Genomic DNA, 23,801 nt, shown 5'->3' with positions numbered 1-23,801 from the left:
ATAATATGCGTACGCCTTCTTTATCTTAATAGTGATTTCCTGACTTGCGGTGATGCACGGCAGTTACACCATCACTAAGTACTTTGCCATTATCTATAGTCGCGTACACTAGCCAGTGGTCGCCAGCTTCCATCCGAGTTTGTACGGTACATTCCAGGTAAGCTAAGGCATCTGTAAGGATAGGATTGCCGTTCTCGGCTTCTGTAGTAGCAACACCAGTAAAACGATCTTGTGCTGGCCCAAAGGGTTTCAGGAAGTGTTTCATTAACCCTATGTGGTTCCCTTCTTTGAGAATATTGAGAACGAATTGATTACCGGAGTGTGTCAACGGTTCAATAGCCCGATCTTTGGCAACAGCAACAGTGAAACCAGGAGGATTAAAGCTAGCCTGAGATACCCAAGAAGCTAACATTGCGCTAGATATGTCCCCCCGCTTAGCTGTAATCACACATAAAGAACCAATAATCCGCCCTACAGCTTGTTCGACATTGCTGGCAGGTTGACTGGAAGTACGAACTTTTTTGGCTTTTTTTAGTGCTTGGGCGAAGTCTGTTCCGGCTTCTTCACAAGTTTGCAAAGTGACATCGTTGGGTTTGAATTTGACTCGGATAGGTTCAAAGCCAAATTGATAACCAGCATCTTTGAGTTTGCCTTCAATTAAATCAATGGCTTCGCCACTCCAACCGTAGGAACCAAAAACACCGGCGAGTTTGTTTTTGGCAGCAGTGGAAAGTACAATACCCAAAGCAGTCTGGACTGGTGTCGGTGCATGTCCACCAAGGGTAGGGGAACCAATGATAAATCCTGCTGCTTTCTCGACAGCAGCTTGAATTTCGCTGGGTTCGGCGACTTCACAGTTAATGGATTCAACACTGACACCTGCTTTAGTAATACCGTGGGCGATCGCTTGGGCTAAGGTTGCGGTATTCCCGTAAGCAGAAGCATAAATTAATGCCACGGTAGTATCTTGAGATGTCTGGTGCTGACTCCACTCCCGATACGCTTTCGTTAAATCAATTAAGCCATAACGCACCAAGGGCCCGTGATTGGGGGCATACATCCTCACTGGCAAATCGGCAAGTTTTTCCAATGAGGTTTCGATTTGACGGGCATGAGGAGCCATCAGACACTCAAAATAATAGCGTCTGTCTTCGAGAAAAATTTGCCAGCCTTCATCAAATACCTGATCGCCGCAGATATGCGCCCCAAACAGCTTATCTGTGTATAAAATTTCTGTTTGTGGGTCGTAGGTACAGAGTTGGTCAGGGTAGCGGGGATTAGGTGTGGGAATAAATTGCAGGTGATGACCTTTGCCTAAATCGAGGGTTTCTTCCCCACGTTTCACCAAAATGGGCAAATCTGGATTTTCCAATGCCCCCCGCAAATTGATTGCTCCTGGATTAGAACAAACAAAAGTGATCTGGGGCGCACGTTCCAGCAAAACTTTTAAAGTAGCAGCACGGTTGGGATTAACGTGACCGAGAATCACATAATCAAGTTGTTTTAAATCTAACCTTTTTTGCAAGGCATCTAAGTAAATTTCCGTAAATGTTTCGCCTGGTGGATCAATCAGGGCGATTTTATCGCCTTGAATCAAATAGGAATTTGCAGTTGTACCCTTAGCGAGGGCGTATTCAATTTCAAATCTCAGACGAGTCCAACTGCGCGATCGCAATATTGTTGTATCTGTTGCGATCGGAAGAATTTGAACGTCACGGGGTTTTGTGGATGTCATAGTTTTTTAGGGATAGGGGAGTGGGGGAGTGAGGGGAGTAGGGGAGGTGGGGGGAGTGTGAGGAGTGAGGGGAGTGGGGGGAGTAGGGGAGGTGGGGGGAGTAAAAGAAATGTTTTATCTTTGTACTTCTCATACTTCTCATCCCCTCATACTTCTCATACCCCTCATACTCCTCATACTCCTCATACCCCTCATACTTCTCATACCCTAATAATGATTACCCACCTTACGATGGTGTACAGCCGTTAAAGCATCTGGCTTACTTACCCGTCCGGCATCAACTGTACTGTAGACAATCCAGTGATCGCCACAGTCCATCCTACTGGTAACTTCGCACTCCATGTATGCCAATGCGTCGGTGAGGATAGGGGCGCCATTTTGGGCACTTTGGGTTCTAACTCCTTCAAAACGATCTGCACCAGGGGCGAAGCGTTTGAGGAAATGTTTCATTAAGCTTTGGTAATTGCCCTCTTCCAGGACGTTCAACACAAATTTATCGCCCACTTGCATGAGTGATTCGATCGCCCGATCTTTTGCCACTGCAATTGATACTCCTAAGGGTTTGAAGCTAGCTTGACTAACCCAAGAGGCAAGCATGGCACTTTTCACATCACCTTTTTGGGCAGTAATGATATACAACCCACCACTAAGTCTACCTAAGGCTTTATCCACGTCAGCATCTAGAGATTTCATCTGTTTGATGCTTTTATCCCGTGTCACCCATTGCCCTAAGTCTGTTCCGGCTTCTTCTAAAAGCTTGTAGGTATTTTCTGTGGGTGTTTCTCGAATTTGAATCGCTGGGAAGGCTGGTGTTAAACCCAAATCCCGGAATTTATTCATTAGGGGATAAATTGGTTCGTCATCACCACCATTGGATTCAAAAATCCCCACGGCTTGTTTTTCTTTAGCCGAACCTAAAACTGTGCTAAGGGCAGTTTGTGCGGCTGGGTTAGATACTGGTGGTGTGCCGACAACAATCCCTGCACAACGACCAACAATTTCCCGGAGTTCTTGCAAGTCTGCGGTTTTGAGGTCTACCAATTCCACTGCTACGCCTGTTTTGGTAATACCATTGCTCATAGCTTGGGCTAAGCGATCGCTCCAACCATAACCAGGAACGTAAAATACTCCTACTGTAGTTTCTGCCTTGGTTTGAGATTGACTCCAACTGCGGTAGCGTCCGGTGAGTTCTTCAACGTTGTGATAAAGTAGTGGCCCATGACCTGTAGCAATCATGCCAATTTTCTCCAATTCACCCATGCGTTTGAGTGCAGACAGCACCGACCGCGCATTAGGAGCCATCAAGCATTCATAGTAAAATTCAAAATCTGGAGAGATGGCTTCTAAATCTTCGTCAAAAGTGTCATCTGAGCAATAATGTAACCCAAAAGCATCACAAGTAAACAGAATTTGGGTTTTATGGTCGTAGGTAAAGATAGTGTCGGGCCAGTGTAAGTTTGGTGCAATGACAAATTCTAGCTCATGCCCGTTACCTAAATCTAAGCGATCGCCATTTTTCACAATTCGCCGCTTGAACGGTTGATGCACCAAATCTTCCAAAAACTGAATCGCCACCTTGGAACCAACAACGGTAACATCCGGGGCGAGTTGCAGGACATCTTTAACTAAACCACTGTGATCTGGCTCAGTATGACTGATAATTAAATAGTTAATGTCTGCTGGATTAATTTGATTTTTAAGGGTATCTAAATATAACTGGCGAAACTTTTCGTGAGAGGTATCGACTAAAGCAGTCTGCTCACCGCGTATGATAAACGAGTTATAGGTAGTACCGTTTTGTAGACCAAATTCAATATCGAAGCGATCGCGATCCCAGTCCAGAGAACGAATGGTGGTTGTTTGTTCAGCAATATCGACCACCTGTACGGTTAGCCTTTTCTTGGGGTTTTCGGTGAGCGCCACCATAACTGCCCTCCATAGCAAATGAGTATTTTTCCTCTATTGCTATTTTGACACGGAGGTATTGTAAATATTTATTAATTTATTTATAGATTGCTTAAAAAAAACTAAAAGTATAAATCTGTACCAAAAAATTTAAGAGCATCAGGAGTTCAGAACTGGGTATAAGGGTGTAAGGTGTAGGACTACTTAGGCAGAAATTAATTACACATATTATTTCTCTATCCCCTATTCCCTATTGCCTATTCCCTATTGCTTAACAACTTAACTACTCGCCACGTAGTTGGATATCCTTAGGTAGAAGAAATGTATAACTCTAGTCTTCTAGCATAGCTCTAGCGACATTCGAGCTTTAAATCAACAACGATAGTATTACTATTGTTTTTTTAATCTTTTTGAAAATATATTAAAAATGTGGTTAGCTCTTATAATTGGTAATTCACACTTGCACTGGGGCTTGTTTGATGGCAATACACTTTGCCATACCTACGATACACAACGCCTGCCTAAGTCGTTCGTATACTATTTATCTAAATGTCAAACACTGTCCGAGGTAAAGGAAATCCTTTCCTCTAGTCCCCATACTTCCCCCACTCCCCACACTCCCCACACTCCCCCCACTACTCCATCTCTCCCCCTCCTCCTTGCCTCAGTGGTTCCTAGCCAAACAGCCTTATGGTTAACTTACCCCAATGTAAGTGTTATTACCTTAGACGAAATACCTCTCCAAGGTATGTATCCTACCTTAGGAATTGACCGGGCTTTAGCTTTGTGGGGTGCGGGGAAAACTTGGGGTTTTCCCATGTTAGTAATAGATGCGGGTACATCACTCACCTTTACTGGTGCTGACGCTAATCAAAATTTTTTTGGGGGTGCAATTCTGCCAGGATTGGGTTTACAAATGGCAACCCTTGCTGAAAATACAGGGCAATTACCAGATGTAGAATTACCCCAAGATTTACCGCAACGCTTTGCTGTGAATACTCAAGAAGCAATCCAAAGTGGGGTGATATATACTTTGCTAGCAGGAATCAAAGATTTTGTGGAAACATGGTGGCAGTCATTTCCCCAAGGTAAGATTGCCATTACTGGAGGCGATCGCACTTTATTAACTAAATATCTTCAATCCCTATTTCCTGAGATTGCAACGCGCTTGATTGTGGAACCAAATTTAATATTTTGGGGAATGGAAAAAATCCATAATGAGCAAAATTTTCAGAATTCATAATTCATCATTTATTGATTTTAATAAAATCCCGAATCTCTCCAGCCACAATTGCTGCACACATTTCTGGTAAATTATTGCCTACGTGGGCAATAATTTTTAAGTTGGCTTGTGGAAGCAAACTCGCGTATTTATTACTCTTAGCTAATGCATCAGGTGTATCTTTGCCGCCCTGTAAAATAAAAACAGGAGTTGTTAAAAAATCTAATTTTTCTTGTAATAATTCGGCACGAATTTCTGGTAATTGACGTAGGAACAATAAATTACTAGCTGTAGGATATTGCAACATCATTTTTCTTTGTTGCCAATCCTGTTCAATTTGTGTATCTAAACCTAAGATTTTAGTCAATGGACTAAGTATTCTTAATAATTTAAATATCCACAGGGGACGTTTCATCAAACCCTGTATTTTTTTCCAATTTTTGTCTAATTCCTCAGTCTCTACACCCTCTGGTGCTACTAGTACCAATCCATATACTTGTTCTGGATACTTTAAAGCATAACTTGCAGCAATCCAACTGCCAAGGGAATGCCCCACTAAATATATCCTTTCTAATTTCAAAGCTTGTAATAACTCAGCAAGACATTCAACTTGTAAATCTATCGAGTAGTGAATATTAGGATAATCAGATTCACCAAAACCAAATAAATCTGGTGCAAAACAATGAAAATCTGCTGAAATTGACTCCATTACAGCTACCCATTCACTGCTATCATTCCAAGCACCATGCAAGAAAACTACAGGTATTCCATTCCCAATTTCACGCCAGAATAATAACCCTTGAGAAAGCTTTCTTCGAGAGTTACGAAATAAGTTATTCATTTTTAATTTAGTAACTAAGTTATTTGATGAATATTGTTTGTTGTTTGGAGAAACTACCAACAATTAACTACCAACTATCAACCACTAAAAATTATGCCAGTGTTGTCAGACCGTTTAAGTAATCTTCTAGTTGGCGATTATGGTCATGAGACATGCACTCTTGGGGCAAAGAATTGAGAGGAAAAGCCTGGATTTCCATTACTTCTAATGTGTCTTGAATCTCCATTTTTCCTTGCACATCTGCTTCTACTACAATACATATTGAATGGATTCTTGGATCACGATCTGGGGCAGAATAAACTCCTACTAAACGCCGAATCCTGACTAACTCCAATCCTGTTTCTTCCATCAGTTCTCGGCAAACTGCACTTGGTATATCTTCTCCCCAGTCAACCATACCCCCTGGTAATGCCCAGCGACCATTATCTCGTCTCCGAATAAGGACTATTTGACCATCAGGTAAAATTGGAATAATGCTTGTACCAGGGATCGGATGACGGAAAATAATCCCCAGTACAGTTTGCCCAAAGCGCCATAAGCTACGTGTGGACTGGATTGCCACAGTAAAAAAAGCCAAAACGTTCAATCTGCAAATTTTGGTAAATTGTGTGTTTTACTTTGAAATTACCCATTAATCACATTCACTCAACGAAATTGTTGAGTATGTTCTTATACAAGAAAACTTGTGATTTTGGGTTAATGCAAATGATTAGCTTAGAACATTGTAAATTCTAACATCTACTTGCAACAATTATTGTGAATGTTCAGTATACATAATTAAACTTCCCTAAGCAAGATATATACCGGTCGAAAACGAAGTTAAATAGTTATTTAGTCTATAAAAATCATCTCAAAATTTTATACAAAATCCCAAGCTTTTTTTAATGAAATTTTTAAATGTTTTTCCAAATGTATTTATGATTTTTAGTTTTCAAATATCCCTAAATGACTTTGTATTTTCAGTTATAGCAATAATAGTTTTTCAATAGAGGCAATAGTCATTTAGATTTGATAGATACAAATGACTCATGTTCTAAAATCAAATTCAATCATATTGCTGACTTAATTATTTATTTATGATTGTTATTAATTTTAAATTCATATTAATTCGTGAATTCGCGTCTTATTGTATCATTTTCCTTCCTCAATACGTCTAACTAAAGACAGAGTTATTAAATATGAATCTGAATTGAAGTTGACACAATCATACAGGATGCGTTAGTATAGATTGCTGTTTAACAATCTGGCGCATTAAATACCTGGTAAAGCTAGGCAATCGAAGCGTCCAGATAAAGCGCAAGGCTGATTCAGATTAAGTCAAACTACAGTAAGCTCAAACCTTTGGGAGCAAATAGGGAGAATAAATCACACCACATGCTATGACGAGGGAAACCTCCGAACGCAGTGGCTTCCGAATTTACGCCTGTGGACAAGAAGATAAAGCAGTGCGCCCTTGTGGATTTACCAGTTGTGGGAACTGCTATGTCAGCGCTCTTGGTAGAAGCAGGAAATAAAACCTCCTCCAGTCTCATAATATAGATTTGAGTGGGTTTTATATAGCGATTTCACAGGTTTAGCCTGTCTTTTAAATAATTCTGCTGCTTTTTGGCGCAGGAATATCAAAGCTAAACTAGGCTCAAACTAAAATTAAAGATAATCCTAGCTAAAATTTGCCTAGATATCGCCTAAGTAAGGCTTTTTGTTGTTTATTCATGAGGTGAACATGGCTAAGCGCCGCAATCCGAAAAAAGAAAAGGCGCTACGGAACCAGGCGTATGCCCGAAAGTTTCGTAAACGGACTACTACAGGACGGATGCAGAGAAGGTTCCAACAAAGACCACCAAAGAGTGAAGAAGATGAGGGAGCAGCAGCAATTGATGCTGAATAATTTGGCATGAGTTCGACACAAAGATTTTTACCTCTCTGGTAAACCTGTCTCCTACCTCTGGTTAACCCTCCCCTGCAAGGGGAGGCAATAGGAGCTATTGTAAGAAAGGCTTAAAAGCCTTAACATTTGGTGGTAAAGTATAGATTTTTTGCCCCTTCCCTACTAGGAAAGGGGTTGGGGTTATGTCTAGTCGAACTCACCTTAGTTTGACGCAAGCTGACAACAAATGCCGTTTGTTGTCAGCTTGCGTTTTATTATTCACTGTTCACTGGTTTCTAAGCACTAACAAATAACCAATAACGAAAATACCGCAGAGAAGTTTTATCTAACGTCTCTACGGTAGTAATGCCTTGTTAGCGAAATGAAAAATTGTTAAATCTGTTAACAGTAATCACGTAGGTTTTAGATAAATCTACCTTTACCTTCTTTGCGGTAGATACCAATTACAGATGGAATTGGAGCCCCTGTAGGATTACCTTTACCACCATCTTCTGTAGAGATGTTGCTAGGCCAGCTGCTACCACGAGGCACTGTACGAGTCTGATCAAATGTTTTTCCATCCAAATCCAGCATCTCAATTGTGCGACTCAATACTGTGCCGTCGTTAATCGGACAATCTTCACCAGGATGCTGTACTGCAATAATCAGCGTATCTCCGACAAAAGTTGGCCCGGTCATCTCGCAACGCACTGGCCCTTGAGCAAAGGGTATTACCTCTCCTGCATTTGGGCCAATAGTAGGAATAAAGAAAAGCCAGTTATTACCAAATACACCTGTAAAATTGGAAACATTTCCACTTTCTGTATGATCGATAGTGTTTGGAGTACCAGCAGCACCAACATCAAAACCGTTATGTGTGCTTGTGGACATATCTGTCACTCCCCAAACATTGGCACGATAGTCAAAGACTAGGTTGTCTACATTAGCAAAACCAGCCCCGGTTTCTGAACCAGCTTCTCCACCTTGTTTAAATTTTTCCCAGCGGAAGGTAAGACCTGTACCGTCAGTGCTATCTTCAATAATTTTATACAGTCCTCCTGATTGCTGGGTTGCATCTGGATCTGTACTTAACTTAGCAACTTGGAAAATGCGTGAATCAGGATAACCATCACTTCCTGGCGCACCATCGGTATAGGCAATAAATACCTCTTTGGTTAATGGATGCACTTCTAAGTCTTCTGGACGTGCGGTAGGAGTCCCGCCAGCAAGATTTCCTGCTAAAAAAGCATCGCAGAGAATCGCACCTTGGCTAGTGTAGAAGTCAGCTAGCTTTTTACCTTGATAATCAGGTAATGCTGTTGATTCGTTGGTGCGATCGCAATTAAACGCACCACCATCACTAGTTTGTCCAGCAATACCATTGCGTCTTGGTAGTTTGATCAGACCATTTCTTTGTGCTGAACCCAAGGCAGCAAATTCTTTTTCAGAAAGAATGCTTGGTGGAATAGGATCGGTGGGAGTATCTAGAAGTAACGGTATCCACTTACCTGTGCCGTCCGGATTGTAACGGGCAACATATAAAATACCACTTTCCCACAACTTGCTATTGTTCTTATCAGTTGGGTTAGATACAGTACCTGTGCTGACATACTTCCAAGTATGTCCTCCGCGCCTGTCATCACCCATATAAGCTACTAATTTCTTGCCTGCTTCGGCGCGCATGGCAACATTTTCATGGCGGAAACGACCCAACCAACTATGTTTCCGGGGACGGAACTTGGCATCGGCAGGATCAATTTCTACCATCCAACCGTACTTTTCCCCTACTAAACCAAAGGTCTTGCCAGTAGTACCATCGGTGTAACCTGTTTGAGTACCATTAGGTTTGACGGACTCAGTCACACCAACAAAGAATGAGGAACTACCTTGGAAGTTCTCTTCAGCAGTTAATACAGTTCCCCAAGGAGTCGTACCACCAGAACAATTGTAGGCAGTACCAATAATTCTGTTTCCTAATCCATCGGCACTAATGGTGAATACTTCAGTTGCAGCTGGGCCTGTACCGATTAAATAGTTTTGATCACCTTGCTGGTGGGGACGACTTCCCCAAGCAGTAACGCTTTTATAATCATCAGTGCGTTGGCTGTTAATTCCCAATCCCGAAAGACCATGAATGCGGCGATTGTTAGGATCTTTCACAACCTGGAATTTATCGCTACGGTTAGAACGGTTACGGCGAGAGATACGAATAATAGATGCACCCAGGTTATATAGAAATTCCCCATCTAGTTCAATGTTTCTTTCATTGGGTAATGACCAACCTATGACTGAGGCAAAAGTAGTGGGAAATCCCTGTCCTTTGAGGTCAGATGGAATTTCTGGTGCTAATTCAGAGAAAGGGTAACTAATGTATTCGTGATTTATGAATAAGTAACCGTCATTCTTATTGATGCTGGGTTCTGGATTTAAATCTCTGTCAATTGAGATAAAACTGGTGTAATCACAGTTGTAACCTACATAGTCATCATTGTTGGGAAATACGCGATCGCCCCAACGAACTATGACGTAGCGATCGTACTCTGGTGGAACTACCACATCATCAATAACCGTGTAGCTACTTAACTTCGCGTCTTCAGATGCCTTGCGTACTTCTCCTTTTTCAATTCCTGTTGGTAAATAGTTATCTAACTCTTGATAAATCGGTAAAGGATGGGGTAAACGTACAGGTGTAAATCTTAAAGGTACAATTTTTGCTTCTGCAATACTGGAAATACTATCTATAATTTTGTCTCCCAGCACAGCAGCACCAGCACTACCGGCAAAAAATACTAAAACTTGTCTCCGACTCAATTTAGACATTAATTTCTCCTCTCTTGTATCGTCAATTTGATCAACTTTTAGTGAATAAAAAGCAGGGCAATATTAATAGATATTTGCTCTATGGCATCAGATTTTCTTTGATGAACTTACTCATGAAGCCAGAGAAAAGGAAGTGTGCCTAGCTTTGCAAAAATCAAATATGAGACCTATATAATCTGAAAAATGAATATAAAAATAACTCTTTTTCAGCATATGGCTACTAAGACCATTAAGTAAAAAAATGAAAACAAAGCTATTAAATTTAAATAGGTTTGTAATTAGATTTCTTGATTCACAAATTCTATCAAAACTTATTAGCTTGATATTTGGTAACTTGATAAATACTATTAGATTTTGAAAAAATTAGGGAAATTTCAGAATTATTGCTGATACACACAAATCTAGACGAAAAAGATAACAATCTAAATCTAAATAGCAAATGTTAAAAACAGATTATATTTGGGTTAATTGAAGAAATATAATATTATTAAAACTCAGTTATGTTTAGGTTAAAAGAAAACCAAAATATTCTTTTTGATAGATATAAAATTAACTATTTTTAGATTTCAACAAATCAAAATCCCAGAAAGCTCTATTGCTCACAGCTTCTGTTGAAGAAAAACTCTGCGTCCCCACCGAAGCTTTGATCGTCGGTTTCCGGCGATCAAACTTCTCTCTGCGTTGACTCTGCGCCCCTCTGCGTTTAAAAATAACCAATCCGAAAGAGGAACAGACTTTACGCCTAAGTAGTCCTATCGTAAAAGATGGGTAATAGTGTGGTGAGTGATACTGTGTTTTTGAGCGTTGTTATACCGACATACAATCGCAAGGCGATTTTGGAAAAGTGTCTTAGGGCATTAGAGACACAGCAATTAAGAGCATCCAGTCCAATCACTGGTTATGAAATAATCTTAGTAGATGATGGTTCTACTGATGGCACATTGGAATGGTTGGAGATACACAAAACCGAATTTCCCCACGTGCGAACCTTTCAGCAAGACCATCAAGGTCCTGCTGTAGCGCGGAATCTAGGTATAGAGAAAGCGCAGGGAGACACTATTATCTTTATAGATAGTGATTTAGTGGTGACAGAGAATTTTCTGCAAGCTCATGCGGATGCACTAGTGCAGGGACGGGAAAAATTGGGAAGCGATCGCGCCTTTACCTATGGTGCAGTCATTAACACTTGCAATTTTGACCATCCCACCTCTGAACCATACAAACTCACAGATTTTTCTGCCGCTTTTTTTGCTACAGGTAATGTGGCGATTCCTAAGCATTGGTTAGAGAAAGCGGGATTATTTGATACTAGTTTTCAACTTTATGGTTGGGAAGATTTAGAATTAGGCGTGAGGCTGAAAAAACTAGGTTTAACATTAATTAAATGTCCACAAGCAGTAGGCTACCATTGGCATCCACCCTTTAGCCTAGACCAAATTAAGAGCTTGATTGATAAAGAAATTCAGCGTGGCAGAATGGGGGTTTTATTTTATCAAAAACACCCTACTTGGGAAGTGCGAATGATGATTCAGATGACTTGGTTACATCGCTTATTGTGGGGGATGCTTTCATTAAATGGTGCTTTGAATGAGCGTACAATGGCTCCTTTTTTGCAATGGCTGATTAATAGAGGTAAACCCCAATTGGCTTTAGAAATTGCCCGAATTTTTCTCAATTGGTATAACGTCAAGGGTGTATATGAAGCGTATGCGGAAGTGAGGTGATCAGGGATCGGGAGGGACAAGGGGGACACGGGGGACAAGGGAGAATTATTTAACAAGTCTCTTCCCAATTACCCATTACCCATTACCCATTACCCATTACCCATTACCCATTACCCCTCACAAAATATGCTACCCTAGTATGGTTCTTTAAATTCCGCACATCCAGGAGTTCGGGTGTTTCCAATTAAGGAAATACACCTGGATGGAGGTTTAACCCGAATTGGAGTGAAAATATGCCAGTAGTTTCTTTGGCTCAAATGATGGAGTCAGGGGTTCATTTCGGTCATCAGACCCGCAGATGGAACCCAAAAATGTCTCCATATATCTATACTGCCCGTAACGGAGTACATATCATTGACTTGGTGCAAACAGCCCAGTTAATGGAAGAAGCATATACTTATATGCGATCGCAAGCAGAGCAGGGCAAAAAGTTCCTCTTTGTTGGCACTAAGCGACAAGCAGCAGGTATTATTGCTCAAGAAGCCTCCCGTTGTGGCGCTCACTACATTAACCAGCGCTGGTTGGGCGGAATGCTCACTAACTGGGCGACGATCAAAACGCGGGTAGACCGTCTCAAAGATTTGGAACGTCGGGAAGAAAGCGGCGCTCTTGATTTATTGCCCAAAAAAGAAGCCTCAATGCTACGCCGCGAGTTGGCGAAGCTTCAGAAATACCTGGGGGGCATTAAAACAATGCGGAAAGTTCCTGATGTCGTGGTAATAGTAGACCAACGCCGGGAATACAACGCAGTGCAAGAATGTATTAAACTTGGAATTCCCATTGTGTCTATGCTGGATACAAACTGTGATCCAGATGTAGTAGATATTCCGATTCCGGCGAATGATGACGCCATCCGCTCAATTAAGCTGATTGTTGGTAAATTGGCGGACGCAATTTATGAAGGTCGTCACGGTCAGCTGGATGTAGAAGAAGAATACGAAGACTACGAGGGCGCCGAGGAAGAATACGATTACGAAGAAAGCGATTTTGCTGACTCGTTCATTCCCGACGATGAAGAGGAAGAATAATCAGTTATCAGTTATCAGTTATCAGTGAATAATTAGTAGTTGATAACTGTTCACTGTTCACTGTTCACTGAAAAATACTCAAAACCCAAGAGCAATTAAAATTGTCAGTCTAAGTAGGAATTGAGGCAAAATGGCGGAAATATCTGCAAAACTCGTCCAAGAGCTACGCCAAAAAACTGGCGCCGGCATGATGGACTGCAAAAAGGCGCTAAAAGAAAATGATGGTGATCTGGCAAAAGCCGAAGAATGGCTGCGTAAGAAGGGTATTGCCAAAGCTGGAGCCAAAGCGGATCGGGTGGCGGCAGAAGGACTCGTAGGCAGCTACATCCACACTGGTGGTAGAGTCGGTGTACTTGTTGAAGTTAACTGTGAGACTGACTTTGTTGCTCGTCGCGAAGAGTTTCAAACCCTGGTGCGGAATATCGCCATGCAAATTGCGGCTTGTCCAAACGTAGAGTATGTGAAAGTGTCAGACATCCCAGCTGATATCGTCCAAAAGGAAAAAGATATTGAGATGGGACGGGATGACATTTCCAACAAGCCTGATAACGTTAAAGAAAAAATTGTTCAGGGACGCATTGATAAGCGCCTGAAAGAAATGACTTTGATGGATCAGCCTTACATCCGTGATCAAAGCATCACAGTAGAAGAACTAGTGAAACAAGCGATCGCCCAACTTGGTGAAAATATCCAAGTGCGTCGTTTTGTTCGCTTTGTTCTGGGTGAAGGAATTGAAAAGCAAGAAAGCAACTTTGCAGATGAAGTAGCTGCTCAGATGGGTAATAAGTAATTTTAGTTGTTGGTTGTTAGTTGGTTGTTGTTTGTTAATGGTTTGATAGACTAGTGACTATAACAGCTAACTACCAACGATTAACTATTTTTAGGACAGGTGAACTATAAGTATAGTTCACCTGTTTTTTGTCTTAATTTACTAAAGTCGAAGCGTTAAAAATCAGTCCTAAAATTATTCGTCAAAACAAGATCCCCGACTTTTCTGAAAAAGTCGGGGATCTACGGGTAGAGCGCGCATCGAACTCATACTATTTTGGATTTTGCGAAAAGTTTGTAGACGCGTTCATAGGCTTAAGGTAAGAGAATGGCAAGGTTGCTCGTTGGCGACGGAAGTGATCTGCTGTCTTGCGAGAGGCAACTCCCATCAACCAAGTAGTAAATTTACTCCGTCCTCGAAAATTAGCGATGGCTTCTTGGGCTGCCAAAAACGTTTGAGTAGTCAAGTCTTGGGCATCATGGACATTACCGACTCGTGAAATCTGTAGGTATGTCGTAGAAGACTATAATTTTGTAACAACCAATATCTGAAAAGTTTTTGCTCACAGCATCGCCTCAGCAACGCAACAAGTTGATCAAGACTGTAGGGTTGCAAAGGCCGTCTGCTGACGCTTATCTTAGTCGTTAATTCTATTCGGAGCGATCGCTATTTCCATCAACGAATATTAACCAACAACCAACAAAATCAAGCTAAAATTTAAAATCTTTGGACAACTATCCTAGAATGTAAGCGTACTTTTGTACTATTTATGTTCGGTTTGCAATGGGCAATCAGTAGAGAATATGGCGAGACCAATCGAGCGAATTGAGCGGGATCTTGCAGCTTTAGAAGAAGCGATCGCCGCGATCGCTAAAGAACTGCAAACCGCTTATACCAGTTATCTAAGGACTCTGGGACAAGCCGTACAACAGCAGTTGATTCTGGCGGCTTATCACTTGTGTACTCAAGGGTATTCTGAAAACTTTCTCAAATTAAGCTTGAGTCAGCGGCAAAATTTGCAGCAGTCACTCCGCAAGCTAGGTAAAAAGTCAGCACAGCAGTTGCTAGCTCTAATTAATGGGGAAGAAGAAAAGCTACAGCCGCAGGACGTGGAAAGTGAAAAACTCCCAGAATGCAATCAAGATGAGCCTGATATTGTCTCTGCACAAGAAGCAACTGATATAGAAAGTGACCCAGAGGAGGAACAAGAGCAACCAGAAAAACAAGAAGACACAAATTTCTCCTCTTTACCTGTTGATCCTACTTTCCCTTCCTCTGCAAACCCGATAGAACTAGCAAAATGGCAACAGTACATAGAGAGAGCCACACAATATACTCTTAGAAGAATTTCTCATGAGGCTAACCTCCTGCTACAAAAAGCCAAAATCTTGCCTCAAAAATTACCAGAACCGATTTTGGAGGCGGTTAGTTCGGAAGCATCTGCGGATATAGTACCAAGTCCACCTAACTTAATGAGCTTGGTGATTGAAATTGAAAATGGGCAACAATCAGAAGAGTCTAGCTTGACACAGCTCATGGCCATTAACCTGCGTCTTGTAGAAATTGAGTTTTCCGACACCAAACTTTCATCAGAGCGCAAGCAGATTCGCAATATTCTAGTCCAGCTGAATAAACTAGGACTAGAGTATCAGAAAAAACTGCGGGAACGGTCAATTGCCCAAGCTGAAGCAGCATGGCGTGCTAGTTGGTATGAAGATTAGTTTTTTGTCATTTGTTATTTGTCATTTGTCCTTCGTCCTGGCTCAAAACTCTAGAGTAAGAGTTCTATTCCAACTAAATAACCAATGACCAATTACCAGTGACCAATTACCAATTACCAGTGACCAATTACTAATGACTATCGACAAACCAGACTGGATAAGATTGCAAAAAGCCCTGGCAATAGAAGAAGAACAGGGTTTTACTGACTTGGTGGGTAGACAATACCGCTTCAGTGAGTTCTTTACCTTAACTTTCGGTAAATTTCCCAATGACTTACCAAGTTATGAACGCCGCCGCTGGCAACAACTGGCGACTCAATTTTCTAATTATCCAAATCTGGGACTTGAAGATAGAAAAAATTTAGTATTGGAGACTAGTAACTATCTTTATCAACTGGAACAGCAGGAAGGAGAGGCGGGGACGCGGAAACAGGGGGGACACGGGGGACAAGGGGGACAAGGGGGACAGGGAAGAAATATTGCCTCTTTGTCTTCTGCTGCCAAATCTAAAAAACCCAATCCTAAATCTCAAATTGTCGCAGAGGTAAGTCGTACTCTTGCCCCAAAGCTAGATCAAAAATTAAAGGATTTACCGGAAATTGGATTACGAAAGGCTGAAAAATTAGCACGTCTCAGTTTATACACTGTGCGCGATTTGCTTTTTTACTATCCCCGCGACCATATTGATTATGCGCGTCAGGTCAGTATCAGCGAATTAGAGGCGGGTGAGACGGTAACGATAGTGGCGGCGGTGAAAAGTTGCAATTGTCGTACCAGCCAAAAGAATCAAAAATTGACAATTTTAGAACTTTTACTGCGGGATGATACTGGCAAAATCAAAATCAGCCGCTTTTTTGCAGGTACACGCTTTACCAGTCGTGCTTGGCAGGAAAGTTTAAAACGCCGCTATCCAGTAGGTAGTATTGTGGCGGCGTGTGGGTTGGTGAAAGGAACTAAATATGGTTTAACGCTAGAAGACCCAGAACTAGAAGTTTTGGCTAACCCAGGTGATACGATAGAATCTTTGACTATCGGGCGGGTAGTGCCTGTCTATGCCCTAACTGAGGGTGTGGGTGCAGATTTGGTGCGACAGGCGATAATTGCTGCTTTGCCAACTGCGGCACATTTAAAAGATCCTCTACCTAGTGGTTTAAGAGGAAAATATGGGTTAATGGAATTGAAAGACGCGATCGCTAATATCCATTACCCTTCAGATAGCGACACTTTACAACATGCCCGTCGCCGCCTCGTATTTGATGAATTTTTCTACCTACAACTAGGTTTACTGCAACGTCAGCACCAAGCCAAGCAAATTCAAACTAGCGCTGTGCTTGCACCCAGAGGTCAATTATTAGATAAATTTTACGAGATACTGCCTTTTAAGCTGACTAACGCCCAGCAACGAGTTATTAACGATATTCTCAACGACTTGCAAAAACCAGTGCCGATGAATCGTCTGGTGCAAGGTGATGTCGGTTCTGGGAAAACGGTTGTGGCTGTAGTTGCCATCTTAGCCGCGATTGAATCTGGGTATCAAGCAGCATTCATGGCTCCCACAGAAGTACTAGCAGAACAACATTATCGCAAGCTAGTTAGCTGGTTTAACTTACTATATTTACCAGTAGAATTACTGACAGGCTCCACAAAAACTGCAAAACGGCGACAAATTCACGCCCAGTTAGAAACAGGAGAATTGCCTCTGTTGGTGGGGACTCATGCCTTAATTCAGAACCCTGTCAACTTTCATCGCTTGGGTTTAGTAGTCATTGACGAACAGCACCGCTTTGGGGTGGAACAACGAGCAAAATTACAGCAAAAAGGCGAGCAACCCCATGTATTAACGATGACAGCTACACCAATTCCTCGGACACTAGCGCTGACAATTCATGGGGACTTGGATGTGAGTCAAATTGATGAATTGCCCCCAGGGCGGCAAAAAATTCAAACCACAGTATTAACCAGTCAGCAGCGTCCTCAAGCTTACGATTTGATGCGGCGGGAAATCGCTCAAGGGCGTCAGGTTTACGTGGTTTTACCCTTAGTGGAAGAATCAGAAAAATTGGATTTGCGATCGGCAACAGAGGAACATCAAAAGTTAAAAGAAAGTGTGTTTCCTGATTTTCAGGTTGGGTTGTTACATGGTCGCATGAGTTCTGCTGAGAAAGACGAGGCAATTAATAAATTTCGTGACAATGAAACTCAAATCTTGGTTTCTACTACCGTGGTGGAAGTGGGTGTGGACGTACCTAATGCTACAGTTATGCTCATAGAAAATGCCGAACGATTCGGTTTGTCGCAATTGCACCAGCTACGGGGACGTGTTGGGCGAGGTGCAGCGCAATCCTACTGTTTACTGATGAGTAGTTCTAGAAGTCCCGACGCTCAACAACGGCTCAAAGTATTGGAACAGTCCCAAGATGGCTTTTTTATTTCCGAAATGGATATGCGGTTTCGTGGTCCAGGTGAAGTACTGGGAACTCGCCAATCAGGTGTGCCAGATTTTACCTTAGCGAGTTTAGTGGAAGACGAAGAAGTATTAATGCTAGCGCGGCAAGCTGCGGAAAAAGTCATAGAAATAGATGCAGCCTTAGAGCGTTGGTATTTGATGAAAGAAGAATTAAAGTATCGCTATGAACGGTTAATGGGTGGAGCGATTTTGACCTAAGAAGGGATCGGGAACTAAAACTTACCTGTAGGCGTATTCAAAAAAGGGAAGAAAAAATACATTCCATACCTGAATCAAAACCAAAAAATTTTCGTCATTGAATATAACAACTCCCTAATTTGATTGATATCAGTGTAAATTCTTATGTCTATGTCATCACGAATTTTGAAATTAATTGCAGCTAGCGGTCTGGGTTTAACTGTATTTGTAGGTAATGCGATCGCTTCCGCACAAGTTGGTGATGTGGTAGTGCCAACCCAACCAGCTAACGGTACTTCAACCACAACTAGTTCTTCAAACACTACAACCAGCACTTCTACTACATACAGCACCAATGCCCGGTTTAGCTGTCAAAACTATAACGGACAGTATACAGTGATGTACCAACCAGAAAGCCAACCAGGGCAATTCTTTCCTTGGGCGACTCCGCAAAGATTGGGCGGTGGTTGGGATGAATATAAACGCTGCGCGACCATAGCCCAGCGCTTGGAAAGTTACCGCCCAGATGGCTTGACAGAACTCCGTAATGCCACACAGAATGGATACAATGTTCTCTGCGTAACTAGTGAAGCTAACCCAGCTTGCCGAATTGTACTGACAGTACCTCCCGGATACGACCCCTATAACGTACGCAATAGCGTCTTTCAAAACCTGATCTCAGCCGACAACGGTCAGCAAACCATAGCCGTCAATACTTATAGCAGTCGTAATAGCGGCGGTAGCCAAGTCGAACAAATATATAACCAGGCTAGAACTATTTTTGGTGGCGGCAATAACAATACCCGTACATCTAAAGGGCCAGTTAACCTCAAACCTTTCTTGGATCAGAAAGATGGTGGTACTGGTAGCCAACTTAAAAAAGGTGTAGCAATTAAAACCCAAACTCAAACCCAAACCCAGACTCGGACTCAGTCTGGTACTCGTCTCAATCCCAGAAATTTCAAGTAATATCATGTTCGCTTAAATACTTATACTGTCGCGTAGGCTGGTAATAGGTAATGGGTAATCGGTAATGGGAAAAACCAATGATCAACAGCGAAGCATAATATTGTAAGCAATTAGCCGAACTTGATATAACTCAAGGATCAAGAGTTAGTGGTTAGTAGTCCTCCTTGTCTCCCTTGTCCTCCTTGTCCCCCACTCCTCACACCTCCCCAATCCCTAATGAAGGGTCTGACCCCCTAGCGTATCATTAACTCTTTGCTTACAATAATGCTTCCAAATAACCGATAGCACCAGCGCCAGGTTTTGCACCGTATTCACTGGCGCTTTTATTTGAAACAACATTGGCGGGAAGTTCTGGAGTTTCCTGGTAATTCACTCGCTATTCAGGATTGCATAAAATTTATCTTAAAAATTTTTCATGGCGCACATAGACTTCACGCAATAACTAATGCAAGCCGGAAACCAACACTGATAAAACAAGAGTTCGGTGCTTGCTTATGGCGAGTGGCGCTACGGCAGTTATTAGGTTCGCAATACCAAGAACCACCGCGTAACAAGCTAAAATCAGCAAAAATTCGCCCAAAAAAACCTTGAGTTAACCAAGCGCTGCCATCAGTAGGCGCATTTTGATAATTATCATGCCAGTAATCTTGACACCATTCCCAAACGTTTCCGTGCATATCGTATAGTCCAAAAGGATTGGCTGGGAAACTACCTACCAATGTTGTTTCATTACAATAGTTTCCTTTCGGTTCAGAAGCATAAGTACCATTCCCGTTGAAGTTCGCTAACTCAGTGGTCATGGTTTCACCAAAGTGAAAGGGTGTAGTTGTGCCAGCGCGACAAGCATATTCCCATTCTGCTTCACTGGGTAGTCTATAAGTTTTGCCTGTTGTTTGTGAAAGTCGCTTACAGAAAGTTACAGCATGATTCCAAGATACAGATTCTACTGGACGCTTTGCCCCTTTAAAGCGTGAGGGATTATTTCCCATTACAGCTTTCCATTGTTCCTGGGTGATAGGATATTTACCCATAAAGAAGGGTTTCAGGGTTACTGTATGTTGTGGTTTTTCAGAATTTTTACCCTCTCCCTGGGTTGAACCCATCATGAAATTACCACCTGGTATTTGCACCATTTCCAAAATTACGCCTTTACCCAAGTTTTCAGCAAAAAGTTGTGCTTGACGACGGTTACGACTAATTTCTCTACCACTTACGTCTACTGTCACCACCTCAAATTCAAATGTTTGTAACTTGAGATTTGATGATGCTACTTGTGGTTCAATAGGTTGTGGAATTGCCAAAATGGTTGGGTCAACAGAAGATGTGGTAGCATTTAAATCTCTTAATACTTCTGCTGCTGATTGATATCTTTCCTTGACAAAGTGTTTCAGCAACTTATCTAGAATTGTCTCCAACTTCTCACTAATTTTTACCCCTTGTTCATTTAAAATTTCTCGCCACAACCACTGAGCATTTACGACATCATAAAGAGGATCGTGAAGAGTACCATAAGCATCTTGAACTGCCAAACATCGAGTTAAAAGTCTTACACAAGTCGCACCCAAAGCATATAAATCACTGGCTGGAGTGGCATATCCAGCCATTTGTTCGCTGGGTGCATAACCAATTGTAAAAATTCCTGTTCCTTGTCTAGCTAAACTAGTTTGTGTTACCTGCTTCGCACCACCAAAGTCTATTAACACCAACTTGCTATCACTTTTTCTGCGAATAATATTTTCTGGTTTAATATCCCTATGAATTACACTATGCTCATGAACAAATTGCAGAACTGGCAATAAATCAAACAAAAGTCCCCAAATTTCTGTTTCACTAAATGCCTTATGCTTTAGGTATGATAGTAAAGTTTCTCCTTCTATAAATTCCTGCACTAAATACAAGCTGGAACCTTGTTCAAAGTAAGCAAGCAATCTGGGAATCTGGGAATGATTTTCTCCTAGTTCAAATAAGCGTTTTGCTTCTTCTTTAAAAAGTTCTGCTGCTTTAGTGCGTGCTGCTGTTCCTTGCACTTGTGGAAAAAATTGCTTGATTACGCAAGCAGCATCTAACCTATCTACGTCTTGGGCTAGATAAGTTTTGCCGAACCCACCTTCACCTATCACTTCCTGCACGCGGAAGCGGTTTTTGAGAAGGTTGCCAAAGTTATTGGAACCACAACTGATGCAAAACCTATTACCATCAGGGTTAAAAGGGTTTGAGCAATCAGAGCTTTGGCAGACTTGCATAAACTCAAGGCGTTTAAAGGTTCTTTACCTTAAATTAACGTGAATATACTGATTTTTGAGAGACCTGTTTAAAAAAAATTTAAATTTGCAGTTCAGATTAGAGTTCTTCATAACGAACCAGTAGATTACTTCTGCATGACGGCATCCAACAGCTTGTCAGCACCAAAACGAATTGGATCTGTACAAGGTAGTCCGGTTTCCGCTTCTGTTTGGGCGATCGCAGCTTTTGCTTCTACTTCGTTTAAGTGACGAGTGTTGAGGGCAATTGCTGCTACTGGTACTTTTGGGTAAGCACCACCTGCACTGGCGACTGTTTCATAAAGTTTGATTACATCTATTAAAGGTGGAATTAGCACACCATCAGCAACTTCTGTTTGTCCTGCCCGATGTACTAAGATCATCTGCGTGGGTTGGGAACCGCGTATCAAGGGCAATGTTGCTGTGGAACTAGGGTGCAGTAGAGAACCTTGTCCTTCGATGTGCAAAATATCGTAGTTCTTACCATAGCGCATGACCATTTGTTCCACTGCCCCAGCAGCAAAGTCCACGCGCACAGCATCTAGGGGTATACCATCCCCTTCTAACATTAAACCAGTTTGCCCTGTAGGCAGAAACTTAGAACGCCAACCCCGCAATTTTGATGCCCAGTGTAATTCTAAGCTAGTTGACATTTTGCCAACTGCCATATCAGTTCCCACTGTCAGTACCCGTCGACAGGGAAGGGTACGCGCCATCGCCGCAGCTACACCCAAATTCGGTGGTTCTTTGCGCACATCCCAAATCATTTGTCCTGGCTTCAGGAGTGCTTTTAAGTCGGGTATGGTTGATAGTGGTGCGTGTAAACCGTTTACCAGGGACATTCCCGCAGCTAAGGCATCTTTGATGTCATGCCAGTAATCATCTGGTAATACGCCACCTAGAGGTGCAATGCCAATTACTAAGACTTGCGGTTTGTACTCGAGTGCTGCTGAGACTGATGCAACTATGGGTACATCGCGGCGAATACCTGTTAACTCTGGCAAGGATTGCCCTGGACATTCGCGGTCGATCGCTACTACAATCGGGGCTTCACTGTAGCGTAAAAGTGATAACCCTGTTTTACCGCGAGTTCCCTTGATTCCCTCATGTAATAAGATAGCTATTCGTTGATTAAGTGGCAGACGCACTGCGTTGTACCCCCAAGCCTGGTAAGTCGTTTGGTATAATTTTTCCTGCTTGTACAAATGCCCCTGTAAAAGGGTCATCAATTAAATTCAGGTGACTATCTAAATCTAAATAGTCAGCAAGTGGCGCTAGTTGTGCGGCTGCTGTGTTGAGAAGCGCACTATCAGAATAGCAGCCAAACATGACTTGCAACCCATTGGCGCGGGCTGTATTTACCATCCGCATCGCCTCGCTTAATCCCCCCGATTTCATTAGCTTGATATTAATTCCATCGACAATATTAGCTAATTGAGGGATATCAGCACTGGTGAAACAACTTTCATCCACAAAGATAGGTAAAGGCGATCGCATCTTAAGTTCGGCTAAACTTTGCTCTTGACCTTTTGCGAGGGGCTGTTCTACATACTTTACACCCAAATCTGCCAACCAATTACACATGTAGATCGCATCTGCTAAATTCCAACCGCCGTTGGCATCAACGTATAATTCCTGTGTTGGTGCTTCTTCTCGTACCGCCATCAACATTTTTTGATCGGCGTCAATACCCTCTGGGCTACCCAACTTGATCTTGAAAACACGGACATCCAGAAATTCCAACCAATCCCTTACCCTGGCTTTTGCCCCTGCTGGTGAATTAATCCCAATAGTTACAGAAGTTGGTGCGATCGCATTTCTGTCAAACCCCCATAGCTGCCACAATGGTAAGCCAATGCGCTTTCCCAACCAGTCATGCATTGCCACATCTAACGCTGCCTTAGCTGCTGAAGGAACTTTGGCTGTTGTTAAAATCTGTTCTACTTGCTGTCTTTGCAACGGGCTATATGTTTGCAAAGCAGGGGCAACTTTCAGCAAAGCATCTTTAATAATTTCCGTTGATTGCGGATAATTGCCTATACTAAACGGCGACGCCTCTCCCCAACCTTCAATACCATCATCGGAAATCTTCACCCAAACATTAGTTGTCTGTGCTGTTGTCCCACGACTAATAGTCAAGGGAAATCGTTTGTTAACCGTAAAGATTTCCACCTCAATTTGCATAATTCAAATTTCAGTTTAATTCTTAGATTTTAGATTTGGAATTAACCCACAGATAATTTTGCAGAATTGTACCCTGTGAAGAATTATTGGTCAACACTTTGTGTCTTTTCT

At 42.1% G+C, this 23,801-nt stretch carries 18 protein-coding genes; 8 read left to right on the top strand and 10 right to left on the bottom strand.

The genetic code is table 11. The annotated features are described in order from the left end of the window. Positions 1-25 precede the first annotated feature (25 nt). Both UYI_RS0110825 and UYI_RS0110820 read right to left on the bottom strand, forming a co-directional pair. Positions 26-1,735, bottom strand: a complete 1,710-nt coding sequence (locus UYI_RS0110825) for a diflavin flavoprotein (RefSeq protein WP_016866679.1) — start codon at positions 1,733-1,735, stop codon at positions 26-28. 207 nt (positions 1,736-1,942) lie between these two features. Then, positions 1,943-3,661: a diflavin flavoprotein gene (locus tag UYI_RS0110820; RefSeq protein ID WP_016866678.1), complete on the bottom strand. Its 1,719-nt coding sequence runs from the start codon at positions 3,659-3,661 to the stop codon at positions 1,943-1,945. A 406-nt stretch (positions 3,662-4,067) separates the two neighbouring features. On the opposite strand from UYI_RS0110820, the gene UYI_RS0110815 reads away from it, so the two are divergent. Beyond that, positions 4,068-4,883, top strand: coding sequence for a pantothenate kinase (locus UYI_RS0110815; protein ID WP_016866677.1), 816 nt, complete (start codon positions 4,068-4,070; stop codon positions 4,881-4,883). A gap of 4 nt (positions 4,884-4,887) precedes the next feature. Here the strand turns inward: UYI_RS0110815 and UYI_RS0110810 are convergent, their stop codons facing one another. The 3 genes from UYI_RS0110810 to UYI_RS38300 all read right to left on the bottom strand — a co-directional run bounded on the left by UYI_RS0110810 (position 4,888) and on the right by UYI_RS38300 (position 7,235). Beyond that, complete coding sequence (locus UYI_RS0110810; RefSeq protein WP_016866676.1) at positions 4,888-5,703, bottom strand: alpha/beta fold hydrolase; 816 nt, start codon at positions 5,701-5,703, stop codon at positions 4,888-4,890. 91 nt (positions 5,704-5,794) lie between these two features. Beyond that, on the bottom strand, positions 5,795-6,289 hold the full coding sequence (locus tag UYI_RS0110805) for an NUDIX domain-containing protein (protein ID WP_026085881.1): 495 nt from the start codon (positions 6,287-6,289) through the stop codon (positions 5,795-5,797). 736 nt (positions 6,290-7,025) lie between these two features. After that, the gene (locus tag UYI_RS38300; protein WP_180977180.1) at positions 7,026-7,235 is read right to left on the bottom strand and encodes a hypothetical protein; all 210 of its coding nucleotides are present in this window, start codon (positions 7,233-7,235) and stop codon (positions 7,026-7,028) included. Between the two features lie 191 nt (positions 7,236-7,426). On the opposite strand from UYI_RS38300, the gene UYI_RS37990 reads away from it, so the two are divergent. After that, entirely contained in the window at positions 7,427-7,591 is a 165-nt protein-coding gene (locus UYI_RS37990; RefSeq protein ID WP_009457656.1) for a hypothetical protein, read from the top strand. A gap of 402 nt (positions 7,592-7,993) precedes the next feature. Here UYI_RS37990 and UYI_RS0110795 read toward each other — a convergent pair whose 3' ends face one another. Continuing rightward, on the bottom strand, positions 7,994-10,390 hold the full coding sequence (locus UYI_RS0110795; RefSeq protein ID WP_016866674.1) for a PhoX family protein: 2,397 nt from the start codon (positions 10,388-10,390) through the stop codon (positions 7,994-7,996). Between the two features lie 764 nt (positions 10,391-11,154). Here UYI_RS0110795 and UYI_RS0110790 point away from each other — a divergent pair. The 3 genes from UYI_RS0110790 to tsf all read left to right on the top strand — a co-directional run bounded on the left by UYI_RS0110790 (position 11,155) and on the right by tsf (position 13,932). Further along, entirely contained in the window at positions 11,155-12,114 is a 960-nt protein-coding gene (locus UYI_RS0110790) for a glycosyltransferase family 2 protein (protein ID WP_016866673.1), read from the top strand. 233 nt (positions 12,115-12,347) lie between these two features. After that, positions 12,348-13,142 (top strand): 30S ribosomal protein S2, encoded by a 795-nt coding sequence (gene rpsB / locus UYI_RS0110785; protein ID WP_009457653.1) that lies wholly within the window; start codon positions 12,348-12,350, stop codon positions 13,140-13,142. A gap of 130 nt (positions 13,143-13,272) precedes the next feature. After that, on the top strand, positions 13,273-13,932 hold the full coding sequence (gene tsf, locus UYI_RS0110780; protein WP_016866672.1) for a translation elongation factor Ts: 660 nt from the start codon (positions 13,273-13,275) through the stop codon (positions 13,930-13,932). A 250-nt stretch (positions 13,933-14,182) separates the two neighbouring features. Here the strand turns inward: tsf and UYI_RS34750 are convergent, their stop codons facing one another. Beyond that, positions 14,183-14,413, bottom strand: a complete 231-nt coding sequence (locus tag UYI_RS34750; protein WP_081589222.1) for an RNA polymerase sigma factor — start codon at positions 14,411-14,413, stop codon at positions 14,183-14,185. Between the two features lie 301 nt (positions 14,414-14,714). Here UYI_RS34750 and UYI_RS0110775 point away from each other — a divergent pair, with 301 nt between their 5' ends. The 3 genes from UYI_RS0110775 (at position 14,715) to UYI_RS0110765 (ending at position 19,245) form a co-directional block, all read left to right on the top strand. Continuing rightward, positions 14,715-15,632, top strand: a complete 918-nt coding sequence (locus UYI_RS0110775; RefSeq protein WP_016866671.1) for a hypothetical protein — start codon at positions 14,715-14,717, stop codon at positions 15,630-15,632. Positions 15,633-15,765: 133 nt separating this feature from the next. After that, positions 15,766-18,297: an ATP-dependent DNA helicase RecG gene (gene recG, locus UYI_RS0110770; protein WP_016866670.1), complete on the top strand. Its 2,532-nt coding sequence runs from the start codon at positions 15,766-15,768 to the stop codon at positions 18,295-18,297. Between the two features lie 150 nt (positions 18,298-18,447). Beyond that, on the top strand, positions 18,448-19,245 hold the full coding sequence (locus UYI_RS0110765) for a COP23 domain-containing protein (protein WP_016866669.1): 798 nt from the start codon (positions 18,448-18,450) through the stop codon (positions 19,243-19,245). A 431-nt stretch (positions 19,246-19,676) separates the two neighbouring features. On the opposite strand, the gene UYI_RS0110755 is transcribed toward UYI_RS0110765, so the two are convergent. The 3 genes from UYI_RS0110755 to UYI_RS0110745 all read right to left on the bottom strand — a co-directional run bounded on the left by UYI_RS0110755 (position 19,677) and on the right by UYI_RS0110745 (position 23,690). Then, positions 19,677-21,488: a bifunctional serine/threonine-protein kinase/formylglycine-generating enzyme family protein gene (locus UYI_RS0110755; RefSeq protein WP_016866667.1), complete on the bottom strand. Its 1,812-nt coding sequence runs from the start codon at positions 21,486-21,488 to the stop codon at positions 19,677-19,679. Between the two features lie 125 nt (positions 21,489-21,613). Next, positions 21,614-22,654, bottom strand: coding sequence for a DUF1611 domain-containing protein (locus UYI_RS0110750; RefSeq protein ID WP_016866666.1), 1,041 nt, complete (start codon positions 22,652-22,654; stop codon positions 21,614-21,616). Then, a complete protein-coding gene (locus UYI_RS0110745) occupies positions 22,638-23,690 on the bottom strand; it encodes a dipeptide epimerase (protein ID WP_016866665.1) in 1,053 nt (350 codons plus the stop codon). The genes UYI_RS0110750 and UYI_RS0110745 overlap by 17 nt, the downstream gene beginning before the upstream one ends. Positions 23,691-23,801 lie beyond the last annotated feature (111 nt).

The sequence above is a fragment of the Fischerella muscicola PCC 7414 genome (assembly GCF_000317205.1).
Classification (GTDB): Bacteria; Cyanobacteriota; Cyanobacteriia; order Cyanobacteriales; family Nostocaceae; genus Fischerella; species Fischerella muscicola.
The sequence above is the reverse complement of the archived record's forward strand: the minus strand, read 5'-3'. Positions and strand labels throughout refer to the sequence as shown.

Coding starts and splice junctions, on each gene's coding strand:
- UYI_RS0110825 (WP_016866679.1), bottom strand. CDS start 1,735: ATGACATCCACAAAACCCCGTGACGTTCAAATTCTTCCGATCGCAACA.
- UYI_RS0110820 (WP_016866678.1), bottom strand. CDS start 3,661: ATGGTGGCGCTCACCGAAAACCCCAAGAAAAGGCTAACCGTACAGGTG.
- UYI_RS0110815 (WP_016866677.1), top strand. CDS start 4,068: ATGTGGTTAGCTCTTATAATTGGTAATTCACACTTGCACTGGGGCTTG.
- UYI_RS0110810 (WP_016866676.1), bottom strand. CDS start 5,703: ATGAATAACTTATTTCGTAACTCTCGAAGAAAGCTTTCTCAAGGGTTA.
- UYI_RS38300 (WP_180977180.1), bottom strand. CDS start 7,235: ATGAGACTGGAGGAGGTTTTATTTCCTGCTTCTACCAAGAGCGCTGAC.
- UYI_RS37990 (WP_009457656.1), top strand. CDS start 7,427: ATGGCTAAGCGCCGCAATCCGAAAAAAGAAAAGGCGCTACGGAACCAG.
- UYI_RS0110795 (WP_016866674.1), bottom strand. CDS start 10,390: ATGTCTAAATTGAGTCGGAGACAAGTTTTAGTATTTTTTGCCGGTAGT.
- UYI_RS0110790 (WP_016866673.1), top strand. CDS start 11,155: ATGGGTAATAGTGTGGTGAGTGATACTGTGTTTTTGAGCGTTGTTATA.
- rpsB (WP_009457653.1), top strand. CDS start 12,348: ATGCCAGTAGTTTCTTTGGCTCAAATGATGGAGTCAGGGGTTCATTTC.
- tsf (WP_016866672.1), top strand. CDS start 13,273: ATGGCGGAAATATCTGCAAAACTCGTCCAAGAGCTACGCCAAAAAACT.
- UYI_RS0110775 (WP_016866671.1), top strand. CDS start 14,715: ATGGCGAGACCAATCGAGCGAATTGAGCGGGATCTTGCAGCTTTAGAA.
- recG (WP_016866670.1), top strand. CDS start 15,766: ATGACTATCGACAAACCAGACTGGATAAGATTGCAAAAAGCCCTGGCA.
- UYI_RS0110765 (WP_016866669.1), top strand. CDS start 18,448: ATGTCATCACGAATTTTGAAATTAATTGCAGCTAGCGGTCTGGGTTTA.
- UYI_RS0110755 (WP_016866667.1), bottom strand. CDS start 21,488: ATGCAAGTCTGCCAAAGCTCTGATTGCTCAAACCCTTTTAACCCTGAT.
- UYI_RS0110745 (WP_016866665.1), bottom strand. CDS start 23,690: ATGCAAATTGAGGTGGAAATCTTTACGGTTAACAAACGATTTCCCTTG.